Consider the following 13216-nt stretch of genomic DNA (forward strand, 5'->3'; position numbering starts at 1 on the left):
GGTTCTACGCTGTGGCCCGCGGCCACCGCCTGATCTTCAGATGTCCACACAACTGACGATGATCAAGCGGTGGCCGTACCAGTTCCGGGACCGCCACGCGGCAAGATCACGAAGTCCGGCTGGAGTACTAGGCCGGGTCATGCGGGCGGGAAGCAGGCTCGAGATCGTCTTCTCGGGCCTCGCGAGGATGCGGCAGCGCAATCGTCGAAGGATTCTCCGTCGATGCTTCCGACTCCGCCGCCTGAGCGCCCGCGGTCATGTGCGTGGCGACCCACTGGTAGACCGCGATCCAGGCCGAGCTCAACGAACCCGAATACCCCTGTCCGGACACATCCCGCACGGCCCGGGTCAGGGCATGGCCGATGTACTTGTAGTGCTCGGACTCGACCCGGAAGCGCGTACGGTGATCGGCGCCGAGCTGGCGTAACGCGGCTTCCAGCTCCGTCGTGTCCGCCGTGTCGAGCTGCGCGATGGCACCCAGCAGGGTGTCGCTCATCTTCTGCATCTGCCCAGTCAGGTCGGGTGGGAACATCGCCCGCAGCTGCGGAGCCATCTCGAACAGGTGCGCATAGAACGCCTCGGCGAGGCGCACCGGACGGTGGGCCACCGCGAGGCACGACGCTCGCACGGTGGCGATCACCGCAGGTGCTGGCCGCGGTACTTCGGACGGGGACGGCGTCCCAACGGTCTGCGGATGGCTCATCGGGGCCACGCTGCCGGGTGGCGGAGCGGGTTCGAGCCGGGGTGCCTGACCAATGAGCTGCCTTTCGTCGAGCAGAGGATCAATACCTGGCGCACGCGCAGCGGCGGCGCCGGCCCTTCCTGTTATCGAACTCGGGTGGGCACCTGTTGCAGGGAATCCCGATCGCAGGTGGTGATGTTCGATGTAGCCCACCGATCTGCTCACGGCTCTCCGCCAACGAACACACCGCCCCCGACGGCACCCCACTCCACGGCGTCACCGGCCACAGCGACTACCTCAGCCCCTGAATCACCAGCCAGCACAACATCGCCGCCACCGTCGCCGGCCTCGTCCTGATCGCCGCACTCAACGCCGGATGCACATCCTCGTTCCAGGAGCCCCACATGGACCCCCAAGCTCAGCTCGCCGCCCGCCCCAGCTCACAACAGATGATCACCCGCTACGAGGAGATGCAGAAACAGATCCGCGACCAACTCGACGCCGCCATCGGCCCCTTCCCCTGGAAGATCACCGACAAGGGCATCCAAGCCGGCTGCGGCGGCGACCTCACCAACACCGACGGTGTCGTCGTCTACATGCCGATGTGGGAGTTCAGCGGCAACATTCCCGACGCCGACTGGCCCCGCGCCAAACAGATCGTCACCACCATCACCACCCGGTACGGCTTCACCGCCCCCACCCTGCAGATCGACCAACCCGGCCACCACACCACCACCGCCGTCGACCCCACCCTCGGCGCCAACTACGACTTCGGCACCGAGACCAACACCGTCCTGCAGGTCACCACCGGTTGCCACCGCCCGAGCTGAACGGCAGCGACGATCGGTCCTGCCGGATGAACCTGCGACAGCAGAATGGCGAGATCACATCCGGGTGCTCGATCCCCACGTGAGCACGAGGAGCGCGGCCGACCGCGGAGCCCCGCTCCGCCGCACCCCCTGTTGACTTCGAGGGTTCTTTGCGGCGGCGCCGTGCTTCCTGAGCGGACGTTGATCGAGCAGTCGCCGACGACGCGTCGATCACTGTTGCGAAAAGGATCTCATGCGACACAGAGGGACGGACGGCGTCTCGGCGGTGAGGTAGTCGCGCCGCTCGCGGTGTCGGAGTGCGGGGTCCACGAGGGCATCACCCGCAGCCGATCACCTATCGATCGGTCCCACTCATGACACGACTCGTGACACGAAATCCTGTCAACCGACGCGGCCAGAGACGACGACGCCCTGCCATGCCGCACCGTTGACGCAGGTCAGACGTGGGCCCCGGGGGATCGAACGCCGAACCCGCGGATCAACAGAGGGCGGTATCCCGCCTCACAGGACCACTACCTGCAACAACGGTTGCGCGCGGACCCCCAAGAGCGAGTTGCAGCCACCCTCGCTTATTTCGTTTCGCACCACGAATGATCCCACGGTTTCTCCGAAACCCGCCACTCGGCGATCAGCTCGGGCATCTGGGCGTTCTGGTTGTGCCCGGCGTAGCTGCCTGCGGCCGACTGCGCCGGCCGTCGGCCTGCGCTCGGCCGGTCCCTCCGACGCGAGTGGTCGTCGCGCGGGGGAAGCCGACTTCGGACGTCCCCCCGGGGGACGTCAGGCCGCTGCGCCCCCTTCGGTCGAGCGGTCGAGGGTGGGGAGCGGGCGGCGGCAGATCTCGTGCGCTTCGTCGGCCGTGACGCCGAGCATGCGCAACAGGTCTTCGGTGACCTGGTCGGCGGCTTGGGCGTCGTCACGGTCGGGCCGGTCGTGCAGTAGCTGTCCGAGACAGAGGGCGGCACCAGCCACGATTGTCATCGCGAGGTCGACATCCTTGACGGTGAACCGGCCCGCGCGGGCGGCCGCCATGATGTCGCGACGGGCTCGGGGTGCGATGCCCCTGTCCGAGGTGACGATCGCGAGGCCGTGCCGGAGCAGGACGTTGCTCAGTTCGGGCTGTCGGCGGTGTAGGCGCCCGGTCAGCCGGAAGCTGCGCGCGAAGACCTCGGCGGGGTCGTCGATGTCTGCGGTGAGCTCGTCGAGCAGTGCGCCGTGGGCGTCGAGGGCCTCCTCGACCGCAGCCTGGAACAGCTGCTCCTTGCTGTCGAAGTGGTTGTAGAACGAGCCCATCCCCACGTCGGCAGCCTGCGTGATCTCGAGGATCGGCACGTCGGTCCTGCCCGCGCTGAGGAATCCCTGAGCGGCGCGCACGAGCGCTGCTCGCGTGTGGGCCTTTCGGCGCTCCCGCCTGGTGGGAGCGCGCTCGCCCTGCTCCGTCATGCCTGAGCCTCCGCTCGTCGTGATCATCCCCACCGTAGCACGGAACGTCAACTCTGAGGATTTCGTCAGAAAGTATTGACTGACGCGCACCTCATAGTTGAGGATATCGTCATAGTTGAGGACCTGAGGAGCGAAGGTGAAACATCACGACCCGCACGCGGGCCTGCACAGCGAGCAGGGCGCGCTCGCCGGCGAGCATCCCGGCCGAGCGGCGAACCCGGTGGTCAAAGTCCGGGACCTGGCCTGGCTCGAGTTCGAGAAGCCGGACCTGGAGCGGGCCGAGCTGTTCGCCCTCGCGTTCGGCTTCGTCACCGCCTCCCGCACTGAGTCGGAGCTGCAGCTGCGCGGCTCGGACTCGGGCGCACCGTGCGTGGTGATCCGGCAGGGGCCCCGGTCGCGGTTGGTCGGCTCGGCCTTCCAGGCCGCGGACCGGAAGGACGTCCTGCGGCTCGCGGAGGTGACCGGTCGGACCGTGACCACCCCGCCGGAGAGCCTCGGCGGGGTCGGCGTCGATCTGGTCGACCCGAGCGGAGCGCGGGTCCGAGTGGTCGCCGACACCCACCAACTGCCCGCACAGCCCGCCCAGCAGCCGCTGTCCTGGAACATCGGCCACGAGCTGACGCGGGTGAACGCCACCCAACGGCCGCCGCGAGCACCCGCAAAGGTGCAGCGGCTCGGGCACGTGGTGCTCCAGTCCACCCGCTACGTCGAGACGCTCGACTGGTATCTGCAGCACCTCGGGCTGATCGTCAGCGACTTCCTCTACTACCCGGGCCAGCGCGAGCGCGGACCGGTGATGAGCTTCATCCGCTGCGACCTCGGGTCCACGCCCACTGACCACCACACCCTGGCGATGGTGCTCGGCCCCTCCAACCGGTACGTGCACTCCGCCTACCAGGTCGCCGATCTGGACGCGATGGCGGCCGGGGGCGAGTTCCTGCGCGAACACGGCTACCAGCGGTCCTGGGGAATCGGCCGACACACCCAGGGCAGCCAGATTTTCGACTACTGGCGTGACCCGGACGGCTTCCTCGTCGAGCACTTCAGCGACGGCGACATGTTCGACAACACCCTCGAGCCCGGTTGGGCCCCGATGACCGCGTCCGGCCTGGCGCAATGGGGACCTCCGGCGACCAGGGACTTCCTCGGCATGACGCCCGGCCGGGAGTCCCTGCAGGAGCTGCGCGCGATCGGGCGCGCGCTGCGCGACGACGACACCGAGTTCGACCTCCACCGCCTCATCGGACTGCTGAAGGTGCCCGCATCATGACCACGACCACCCTGCGAACCGCCGACGCCTGGTACGTCCAAACGGCCAGCGGCGCCGCGCGCATCGACACCGACGCCACCACCACCGCCCAACTGCTGGACGACCGTGAAGCCATCACTGCGGCGATGGCCCGCACCGACACGGTTGCGGTCGAGAACCTCACCCTGCTCTCCCCGGTCACCGCGCCGTGCCGGCTCGTGGCCCAGATGACCAATTTCGCCTCGCACGTCACCGACGCGGGCATGAACCCGAACACGATCCCGCTGACCTTCTTCCGCAAGGCGTCGGGATCGATCAGCGCCCCCGATGCCGACGTCGTCCGGCCCGCCCACGTGCACCTGCTGGACTACGAGGTCGAGATCGGTATCGTCATCGGCCGCGAGGTGCCGGTCGGCGCCGAGATCACCCACGAGAACCTCGCCGACCACGTCGCCGGCCTGGTGGTCGCCAACGACGTGTCCGCCCGCGACGTCCAACTGCCCCAGACCCAGTTCTACGAGGCCAAGTCCTACCCGACTTTCACGCCCGTCGGGCCCGCCCTGGTGCTGCTCGACCGCGACGAGCTCAAGCGGTTCACCGACCTGCGGCTGCGACTGTGGGTCAACGGCGAGCCACGCCAGGACATGACCGTCGCCGACATGATCTATTCACCGGTGCAGGCGCTGCAGGCACTGGCCCGGTTCCAGCACCTCGACGCGGGCGACCTCCTGCTCACCGGCACCCCGGTCGGCACCGCGCTGTCCGCTCCTTCCGCGCCGATCGCGTTCCTCGCCTCGCTGCTGCCGCCCGCGCTGAGGTGGAAGGTCTTCCTCGGCCGGCAGCGGAAGAACCCGAAGTACCTGCAGGACGGCGACGTCATCGAGGCCACCGTGGCCACCGACGACGGAGCGATCGACCTCGGCCAGCAGCGCACCACGGTGCGGTGGACCGGATGACCGGCGAGCTGCTGTGGCCCGTCTACGCCACCCCGGACGACCTGACCGCGATCGAAGCGGTGCCACTGCAGGCACGCGGCCTGCCCGAAACCACCTACGCGCTGCTGACCCGCGCCGCGGGGCTGTGGCCGGACCGGATCGCGGTCGCCGTCCTGCCGGACGCGAACTGGCAGGAGCCGCATCGACGCACCTTCGCCCAGCTCCTCGCCGACGTGCACCGCTACGCCAACCTGCTGCACGACCTCGGCGTGCGACGCACCGACGCGGTCGCCCTGATGGCGCCGAACTGCGCCGAGCTGCTCACCGCGACCCTCGCCGCACAGCTGGCCGGCATCGCAGCCCCCCTCAACGCGTTGCTATCGCCCGCACATCTGGGCGCACTGCTGCGCAGATCCGGGGCCCGCGTGCTCATCACCGCCGGGCCCGAACTCGCGCCCGACACGTGGACGAGCGCTCGGCGCCTCGCCGCCACCGGCGTGCTCGACACCGTCCTGGTCGTGCGACCCACAGCGGCCACGGCCGCACCGGAGCCGTTGCCGGTCCTGCCCGGAGTCACGGTGGCCTACCTCGACGCGGAGGCGCAGCACAGCGACCCGTCACGCTTCGCCGGCACGGTCCCACGATCGTCCGATCTCGCCGCGCTGTTCCATACCGGTGGCACCACCGGCGAGCCGAAACTGGCCGCCCACACCCACGGCATGGAGGTGGCCGACGCCTGGATGCTGGCCGCCTACCCCGGGTTCACGGCTGAGTCGACGGTGTTCGCCGCACTGCCGCTGTTCCACGTCAACGCGCTCGTCGTCACGGTGCTGATGCCGCTGTTCAAGGGCCAGCAGGTGCTGTGGGCCGGACCACTCGGTTACCGCGACCCCGCCCTGTACCCGCTGTTCTGGAAACTGGTGCAGCGCTACCGCATCGCCTCGATGAGCGCGGTACCCACCGTCTATGCCGCGCTGGCCCGATACCCGGTGGACGCCGACATCTCCAGCCTGCGCTTCGCCGTCGTCGGTGCGTCCCCGCTGCCCACCGCGGTCCGGGACGATTTCCAGGCCCACACCGGCGCGACCCTGATGGAAGGGTATGGGCTGACCGAGGCCACCTGCGCGAGCGCGCTGACCTTCCCCGAGGCATTCCGGCCGGGCACCGTCGGCCAGCGGCTGCCCTACCAGCGACTGAAGGCCGTCCGCATCAGCACCGACGGCATCTGGAAGGACCTTCCCCCCGATCAGACGGGGGTGCTGGCGATCAGCGGCCCGGCGGTGTTCCCCGGCTACGTGGTGGGACGCGACGAGCACGGGTACGTCCTGGACGGCCTCGGCAAGCTGGTCGACGGCTGGCTGGACACCGGCGACCTCGCCCGAGTCGACAGCGAGGGCTTCGTCCATCTCTCCGGCCGCGCCAAGGACCTCATCATCCGCGGCGGCCACAACATCGACCCGACGGTCGTCGAGGACGCACTGCTCGCGCATCCGCAGGTCGCCGCAGCCGCGGCCGTCGGCCGGCCCGACCCGCACGCCGGGGAGGTCCCGGTCGCCTACGTGGCCCTCGCGCCGGGCGCGACCGTCGGCGAGGACGAGCTGCGCAGCTGGGCACGCGCCCGGGTCGCCGAGCCTGCCGCCGCACCCAAGACCGTCACCGTGCTCGATGAGCTCCCGGTCACCGGCGTGGGCAAGCCCTACAAGCTGCCGTTGCGGGCGGACGCCACCCGCCGTGCCGTCCTCGACGCGATCACCGAGGTCAGCCCTCGTGCCACGGTCGAGGTCCGGATCCAGGACGGCACGGCGCTCGCCACCGTCGCCGTGCGGCCGGGGACCGACCCGGCCGCTGTCGAGGCGATCCTGGGCCGTTTCGCCATCAGGTGGGAACTGCGGTCGAGCGCTGAACACCACGGTTCCAGGCCCGGTGCCGCCCGCCGCCTGGCGGCGCCCGCGGTTCCCGACAGAGGAGCGTTGGCATGATCGCCCTGCTGGCCCTAGCGCCGATCGTCGCCGCGCTCTTCCTCGCGCTCGGCTCGGCCAAGGTCTCCGCTCTGGCCCCGATGCGCGCCCGGGCCGCCCACCTCGGGCACTCGACCGCCCCGTACCGGGTGATCGGCGCGCTGGAGATCGCCGGCGCGACGGGCACCGTGCTCGGTCTGATCGCGCCCCTGATCGGTGCTCTCGCCGGCGGCGGGCTGCTGCTCCTGCTCGGAGTCAGGCCATGAACACCAGGAACACCCCGATCGTCCCTGTCGTCGTCATCGGCGCCGGCCCTACCGGGCTGACCGCCGCGACACTGCTCGCCCGGTACGGCGTCGAGTGCCTGGTCCTCGACCGGTGGGAGTCGATCTACCCGCAGCCCCGGGCCGTCCACCTCGACGACGAGGTCTATCGCATCCTGGCCGGTCTGGGGCTCCGCGATGAGTTCGCCGCGATCTCCCGGCCCTGCCACGGGCTGCGGCTCGTCCGGCCGGACATGACGGTGTTGGCCGAGCTGGCACGAGGCGCCGGCCGAGGCCGGCACGGCTACCCCGAGACCAACATGTTCGACCAGCCGGAGCTCGAAGGGCTCCTGCGCGCCAACCTCTTCCGGCATCCTTTCGCCACCCTGCGCGGCGGCACCGAGGTCACGGCTCTGACCCAGGACGGCGACGGGCCGGTGCGGGTCGATGTGACCGATCGGCTCCGCGGGGAGTCCGAGACGCTGCACGCCGCGTACGTGCTGGGCTGCGACGGGGCCAACAGCATCGCCCGCACCGCGATCGACGCGCACATGCTGGATCTGAGGTTCGACCAGCGGTGGCTCGTCGTCGACGTGGACACCGCGTGCGATCTGGCCGAGTGGGAAGGCGTACATCAGGTCTGCGACGCCCGGCGAGCCGCGACCTACATGCGCGTCGGCCGGACCCGCTACCGCTGGGAGTTCCGCCTGGCGCCCACGGAGACCGCCGACGACTACCGCGACATCACCAGCCTGCATCCGCTCATCGCACCCTGGACCAAGTCCACACCGCTCGACCAGCTGCACATCCTCCGCGTGGCGGAGTACACCTTCCGCGCCCAGCTCGCCGATCGTTGGCGCGACCGCCGGATCTTCCTCCTCGGCGACGCCGCACACCTCACCCCGCCCTTCGTCGGACAAGGCATGGGCGCGGGGCTGCGCGACGCAGCCAACCTCAGCTGGAAACTCGCCGCCGTTCTCCGCGGCGACCTACCCGAGCACCTCCTGGACACCTACGAGGCGGAGCGCAAGCCGCACGCCCACACCATGATCCGGTTGGCGAAGCTGATCGGAACGGTCATGACAGGGGGCGGCGGCGTCGGCGAGCTTGTGCGCCGCGCCGTCGCTCCACGCCTGCACCGCGTTCCCGGGATCAAGCAGCAGATCCTCGACAGCCGGACACCGCCACTGCGGCGCAGTGCCCTCGTCGGCCGGCCGCGCCTGCGCCGGACGCTCGCGGGGCAGTTGTGCCCGAACGCCCTCGCCGACGGGTCCCACCGCTTCGACGACCTCGCGGGTGGGCGCTTCGCCCTGGTCACCACGACCGCTCCGACGCCGGCGGCGCAGTCCGAGATCGAGCGCTGCGGCGCGGTCGTCGTGATTGCCGCACCCGGTACGGATCTGTACCGCTGGCTGCGGCGCGGCCGGGCACGCGCGGCGATCGTACGGCCGGACGCCACCGTTCAGCGCGCCGGCCGCGACGTCGCCGCCCTGGCCCTCGGTCTCGCGTCGATCCGGCTCCCGTACCGCCCGACCCGATCGAAGCCGCGAGGGCCCGTCGCACCTCCGGCACCTCTTGCACCCGGCTCCACGGAGGCCCAGCCATGATCACCGAGCAGTCCACTCCCGCTACCGGCCCGCCCGGGACCACGGAATCCACCTCCACCCACGGTGCCGCGCGCCCGGCGGCTGCACCCCTGCCCATGCCGCACCACGCCATCGTCGGCGCCCGGGTGCGATCGGCAGGTCGCACGGGGCCTGTCGCGGAACCTTCCGGTCCGGTGACCGGGAGCGTGCCGACCGAGACCGCCGCGCCGTCGGACCTGCTGCTGGCCGAGGGTGCACCCGGCGCGAGGCGCCGGCTCGCGCCGACCGGGCCCGGACTGCGCTGGGCTGCCGATCTCGCCGGCCGCCCGAACGCGGTCGCCCGGCGTGCCCGGGATCTATCCACCGAGCTGGGGCGGATCGCGATCGGCCGGTCCGCCCGCGCCCCCGGGCAACGGGACCGCCGCTTCACCGACGAGGCCTGGCGCACCAACCCCGTGCTGCGGCGGATCCTCCAGGCCTACCTGGCCGCCGACGGCACCGTGCACGGGCTGCTCGACGACGCCCACCTCGGCTGGCGCGACCACACCCGCCTCGAGTTCGCCGTCGACAACCTCATCGCCGCCCTGGCCCCGAGCAACAACCCCTTCATCAGCCCGACCGCGTGGAAGGCACTCGTCGACTCCCGAGGCACCTCTGTCGTCAGAGGTCTGCGCAATCTGGTCACGGATCTGGCCGCCGCGCCCCGCGTGCCGACGACGGTCCGGCCCGACGCCTTCGAAGTCGGTGTGGACCTCGCGCTCACCCCGGGCCGGGTGGTGCTGCGCACCGCGACGTTCGAGCTGATCCAGTACACCCCCCGGACGCCGACGGTGCGGACCCGCCCCCTGCTCGTCGTCCCGCCCGTGATCAACAAGTACTACATCGCCGATCTCGCGCCCGGACGCTCCCTCGTGGAGTACCTCGTGCGGGGCCGCCAGCAGGTCTTCATGATCTCTTGGCGCAACCCTGACGCCCGCCACCGCGACTGGGGCGCGGACGTCTACGGGCAGGCGATCCTCGACGCGCTCGACGCTGCCCTCACGGTCACGGGCGCCGACGTCGGCACCGTCCTGGGCTTCTGCTCCGGTGGCACGCTGCAATCGATGGCGCTGGCCACCCTGCAGCAGCGCGGAGAACTGGCCGACAAGGTGGCCGGGTTCGCCTTGGCGGTGTGCGTGCTCGACCAGGCGCGGGCCGGGGTGGCCGGCGCTTTCCTCGACGCCACCACCGCCGCCGCGGCGACCGCAGTGTCCGCGAGGCGGGGCTACCTCGACGGGCGCACGCTGGCCGAGGTCTTCGCCTGGCTGCGCCCGGACGACCTGATCTGGAACTACTGGGTGAACAACTACCTGCAGGGCAAGGACCCGGCGCCGTTCGACATCCTGTTCTGGAACGCAGACACCACCCGCATGACTGGCGCCCTGCACCACGATCTCCTCGACCTCGCACTGCGCAACGCGCTGGTGCGGTCCGGCGACGCGAGCATGCTCGGCGAACCCGTCGACCTGTCGGCGATCACGACCGACGGCTACGTCGTCGCCGGCGGCGCCGACCACATCTCCCCGTGGCAGGCCTGCTACCGCAGCGCGCAGCTGTTCGGCGGCTGCATGCGCTTCGTCCTGTCCGCCAGCGGTCACATCGCCGCCCTGGTCAACCCGCCCACCAACTTCAAGGCCACGTACCAGGTCTCCGCCGACCTCCACGCCGAGCCGGCCGCGTGGCAGGGGGCGACACCCCTGACACAGGGCTCATGGTGGCCCGACTACCTGTCATGGCTGTCCGAGCGCAGCGGGCCGGACCGTGACGCACCGGACGCGCTGGGCGGAGCCGGGCTGACACCGCTGGACCCTGCGCCCGGGGTCTACGTCCTCGACCGATGAACGGCGACGACGCCCGGACCCCTCGGCTGGCCGGCATCGACGGGCAGCTGCTGCGCATCCACATTCGGCCGGGTGACCCCCGCCGCACGCCGCTACTACTCGTCAACGGCATCGGCGCGGGCCTCGAGTCCTTCGACCCGCTGGTCGACGCGCTCGACCCGCACCGCCCGGTGATCCGCTTCGACCCCCCGGGCGCCGGCGGTTCGCCCGCCCCGACACGGCCCTACCGTCTGCCCGGTCTGGCCCGCACGATGGTCGCGCTGCTCGACGTCCTCGACCACGAGCGGGTCGACGTCCTCGGCGTCTCGTGGGGCGGCGGGGTGGCGCAACAGTTCGCACGGACCGCCCGGGGCCGATGTCGAAGGCTCGTGCTGGTCGCGACCGGTACCGGGACGCTCATGATGCCGGCCACCCCCCGCGTCCTGGCGCGGATGGCGACCCCGCGGCGCTACACCGATCCCGACTTCCTGCGACGCGTCGCCCCGGAAATCTACGGCGGGACGGTCCGCGACGACCCGGTGACCGCCGCTCACCTCCTGCACCGCCACAGCCGCGCCGGTTCGCACCGGGGGTATGCCCTCCAACTGCTGGCCGCCGCGGGATGGGGGCCATCTCGAACTGATCGCCCGGCCCGAACGCCTCGTTCCGCTGATCGAGAAGTTCCTGAACGGCACATCGGCCACGCTCCGCATCGTCCGGAAGGAGGACACCCGGTGACCGACGACCTGCAGGTGGGCATCGGCGAGGCCCTGTCCACCGACTAGTCCTGCTCCGCGACCAGCTCACCGACACCCAGTTCGACCACCTCGCCGGGGCCCGGCAGTTCGTCGCCGACGAGGTGCTACCGACGATCACGGCGCTGCTGCACAACACGTCCGAGGTCCCTGCCGTCCTGGCCCTGGTGCGCGACCTGCTGGGCGGGAACGGCATCCTGCTGGACTTCCGCGTCATGCGGCACGTGGCCGACATCGAGGCCGTGCACACCTTCGAGGACACCGGGCCCATGCAGCCCTCATCGTGGGGCGCGGCATCACCGGAATCAGCGCCTTCGCCAACCAGAAATCTCCTGCTCGGGCCGAACAACCCGAAGACGATGTGGACGGAAGGCTCCCCTGACTCGGTTCCTTCGGCCGTCGGGCGCAACGACGGAACGCGCTTCGCTGTGACGGCAGCACCGAGCGAGGCAGATCGGGAGGAACGATGGACTTTTCCGCGCAGCTCGACGCACTGCAGAACAACGTCGCCGAAGCGAAGGCGGCGGTGGAGACCGCCGCGACCGAGTCCCGCGACCAGCTCAGGCAGCGGATCGACCAGGCTCAGGTCGACGTCAACCTCGGAGTCAAGGACGCCGAGCAGCACGCCGACGCCGCGGACGCCGGCGCACGCAGCAAGTGGAACCAGATGAAGGCCGACGCCGCCGCCAAGATGGACGACATCAAGGCCAAAATCCACGAACGGAACGCGCAGCTCGACGCCAGCGTCGCCGCGGACGACGCGGCGTGGGCGGAAGAGGGGGCATCCGCCGCGATCGACTACGCGGGCTGGGCCGTCGACAACGCGCGTTTGGCCGTACTGGACGCGATCGACGCCCGCGCCTACGCCGACGAACGCGCCAAGGCGACCGGCCGCTGAGGTCTGTCGCTGCCCGGTCTTTCAGGAGTGGGCCCCGGCCTCAGCTGGACCCCGGGCCGCCCTGTTCCGGCACAGGAGGCATCGGCTCTCGCGCCACCACCTCGGAGGGCGCCGACAGCCGGGCGTCGGCCGTAGCTGCCGCCTGTTGCTGTTCGCGCCCGCCGGCGGACGATGGAAGAAGGTCCATCTCGAGGAACCACGGCCGGATCAACGCCCTGCCTCCGGAGGGATCGAGAGGAAGCGGGCGCCCATTGTCGGTGGCGGGCCGGCCGGCCTGGCGGCTCCACCTTGCCGTTGAGCCTCGGTGTGGCTGGTCGGATGTAGGTGTGGCCGATGCCCTGGTCGAAGGACGTGCCAGTGGAAGCTGGACTGGAACTCGGCACCGTTGTCGGTCTGGATCTTCTCGACCGGAGTTGACGCGGTTTCGCGTCACAGTTCGTGTCATGAGACACCCACGCATCGGTCCGCAACCTGCACGACAACACCACGTTAGTGGCAGCGTGTGCGCATTAGTAGCCGCGACCGGATCTGGACGCGCAGGCCGGTAGGTCAGCCCTATTCGGGCGAGTCGCGCATGCTGACGCATGCCTCGGTGTGCCGGCCCATGGCTGCTCATAGCGTGTCGTTGAGGGCCTTGATCGGCATCTGCAGCTCGCCGAGCAGGTCGATGTCGGACTCCGCCGGCCGGCCCAGCGTGGTCAGGTAGTTGCCCACGATCACCGCGTTGATCCCGCCCAGCAGCCCCCGGCGCGCCCCCAGAT

General features: G+C 70.5%; 11 protein-coding genes and 1 pseudogene. 9 read left to right on the forward strand and 3 right to left on the reverse strand.

The features are described 5' to 3' along the window. Nucleotides 1–127: 127 nt before the first annotated feature. Nucleotides 128–640 carry a globin domain-containing protein gene (locus HF526_RS32950; protein ID WP_169385574.1) on the reverse strand — a complete coding sequence of 171 codons (513 nt, stop codon included), beginning with the start codon at nt 638–640 and terminating at the stop codon, nt 128–130. Nucleotides 641–1086: 446 nt separating this feature from the next. Between HF526_RS32950 and HF526_RS32955 the strand changes: the two genes are divergently transcribed. After that, entirely contained in the window at nt 1087–1512 is a 426-nt protein-coding gene (locus HF526_RS32955) for an LppA family lipoprotein (RefSeq protein WP_169385575.1), read from the forward strand. A 777-nt stretch (nt 1513–2289) separates the two neighbouring features. On the opposite strand, the gene HF526_RS32960 is transcribed toward HF526_RS32955, so the two are convergent. Then, nucleotides 2290–2979 carry a TetR/AcrR family transcriptional regulator gene (locus HF526_RS32960; protein WP_239029451.1) on the reverse strand — a complete coding sequence of 230 codons (690 nt, stop codon included), beginning with the start codon at nt 2977–2979 and terminating at the stop codon, nt 2290–2292. 109 nt (nt 2980–3088) lie between these two features. Here HF526_RS32960 and HF526_RS32965 point away from each other — a divergent pair, with 109 nt between their 5' ends. The 8 genes from HF526_RS32965 (at nt 3089) to HF526_RS33000 (ending at nt 12455) form a co-directional block, all read left to right on the forward strand. Further along, nucleotides 3089–4222 (forward strand): VOC family protein, encoded by a 1134-nt coding sequence (locus HF526_RS32965; protein ID WP_169385576.1) that lies wholly within the window; start codon nt 3089–3091, stop codon nt 4220–4222. Then, complete coding sequence (locus HF526_RS32970; RefSeq protein WP_169385577.1) at nt 4219–5157, forward strand: fumarylacetoacetate hydrolase family protein; 939 nt, start codon at nt 4219–4221, stop codon at nt 5155–5157. Before HF526_RS32965 ends, HF526_RS32970 begins: the two co-directional genes overlap by 4 nt. Beyond that, nucleotides 5154–7115: an acyl-CoA synthetase gene (locus HF526_RS32975; protein WP_169385578.1), complete on the forward strand. Its 1962-nt coding sequence runs from the start codon at nt 5154–5156 to the stop codon at nt 7113–7115. Before HF526_RS32970 ends, HF526_RS32975 begins: the two co-directional genes overlap by 4 nt. Next, nucleotides 7112–7360: a DoxX family protein gene (locus HF526_RS32980; protein WP_169385579.1), complete on the forward strand. Its 249-nt coding sequence runs from the start codon at nt 7112–7114 to the stop codon at nt 7358–7360. Before HF526_RS32975 ends, HF526_RS32980 begins: the two co-directional genes overlap by 4 nt. Further along, nucleotides 7357–8964, forward strand: coding sequence for a bifunctional 3-(3-hydroxy-phenyl)propionate/3-hydroxycinnamic acid hydroxylase MhpA (gene mhpA / locus HF526_RS32985; protein ID WP_169385580.1), 1608 nt, complete (start codon nt 7357–7359; stop codon nt 8962–8964). Before HF526_RS32980 ends, mhpA begins: the two co-directional genes overlap by 4 nt. A 185-nt stretch (nt 8965–9149) precedes the next feature. Then, complete coding sequence (locus HF526_RS32990) at nt 9150–10823, forward strand: PHA/PHB synthase family protein (RefSeq protein ID WP_211178158.1); 1674 nt, start codon at nt 9150–9152, stop codon at nt 10821–10823. Beyond that, complete coding sequence (locus HF526_RS32995) at nt 10820–11587, forward strand: alpha/beta fold hydrolase (RefSeq protein WP_169385581.1); 768 nt, start codon at nt 10820–10822, stop codon at nt 11585–11587. Before HF526_RS32990 ends, HF526_RS32995 begins: the two co-directional genes overlap by 4 nt. A 436-nt stretch (nt 11588–12023) precedes the next feature. Next, entirely contained in the window at nt 12024–12455 is a 432-nt protein-coding gene (locus HF526_RS33000; RefSeq protein WP_169385582.1) for a hypothetical protein, read from the forward strand. Nucleotides 12456–13067: 612 nt separating this feature from the next. On the opposite strand, the pseudogene HF526_RS33005 reads toward HF526_RS33000, so the two are convergent. After that, nucleotides 13068–13216, reverse strand: a pseudogene (locus tag HF526_RS33005) (biotin synthase BioB); the annotation flags it as partial.

The organism is Pseudonocardia acidicola, assembly GCF_012911935.1.
Taxonomy (GTDB): Bacteria; Actinomycetota; Actinomycetes; order Mycobacteriales; family Pseudonocardiaceae; genus Pseudonocardia; species Pseudonocardia acidicola.

Bases quoted from the DNA above. Each gene is read 5' to 3' on its own strand.
- HF526_RS32955 (WP_169385575.1), top strand. From the start codon at position 1,087: ATGGACCCCCAAGCTCAGCTCGCCGCCCGCCCCAGCTCACAACAGATG.
- HF526_RS32960 (WP_239029451.1), bottom strand. From the start codon at position 2,979: ATGATCACGACGAGCGGAGGCTCAGGCATGACGGAGCAGGGCGAGCGC.
- HF526_RS32970 (WP_169385577.1), top strand. From the start codon at position 4,219: ATGACCACGACCACCCTGCGAACCGCCGACGCCTGGTACGTCCAAACG.
- HF526_RS32975 (WP_169385578.1), top strand. From the start codon at position 5,154: ATGACCGGCGAGCTGCTGTGGCCCGTCTACGCCACCCCGGACGACCTG.
- HF526_RS32980 (WP_169385579.1), top strand. From the start codon at position 7,112: ATGATCGCCCTGCTGGCCCTAGCGCCGATCGTCGCCGCGCTCTTCCTC.
- mhpA (WP_169385580.1), top strand. From the start codon at position 7,357: ATGAACACCAGGAACACCCCGATCGTCCCTGTCGTCGTCATCGGCGCC.
- HF526_RS32995 (WP_169385581.1), top strand. From the start codon at position 10,820: ATGAACGGCGACGACGCCCGGACCCCTCGGCTGGCCGGCATCGACGGG.
- HF526_RS33000 (WP_169385582.1), top strand. From the start codon at position 12,024: ATGGACTTTTCCGCGCAGCTCGACGCACTGCAGAACAACGTCGCCGAA.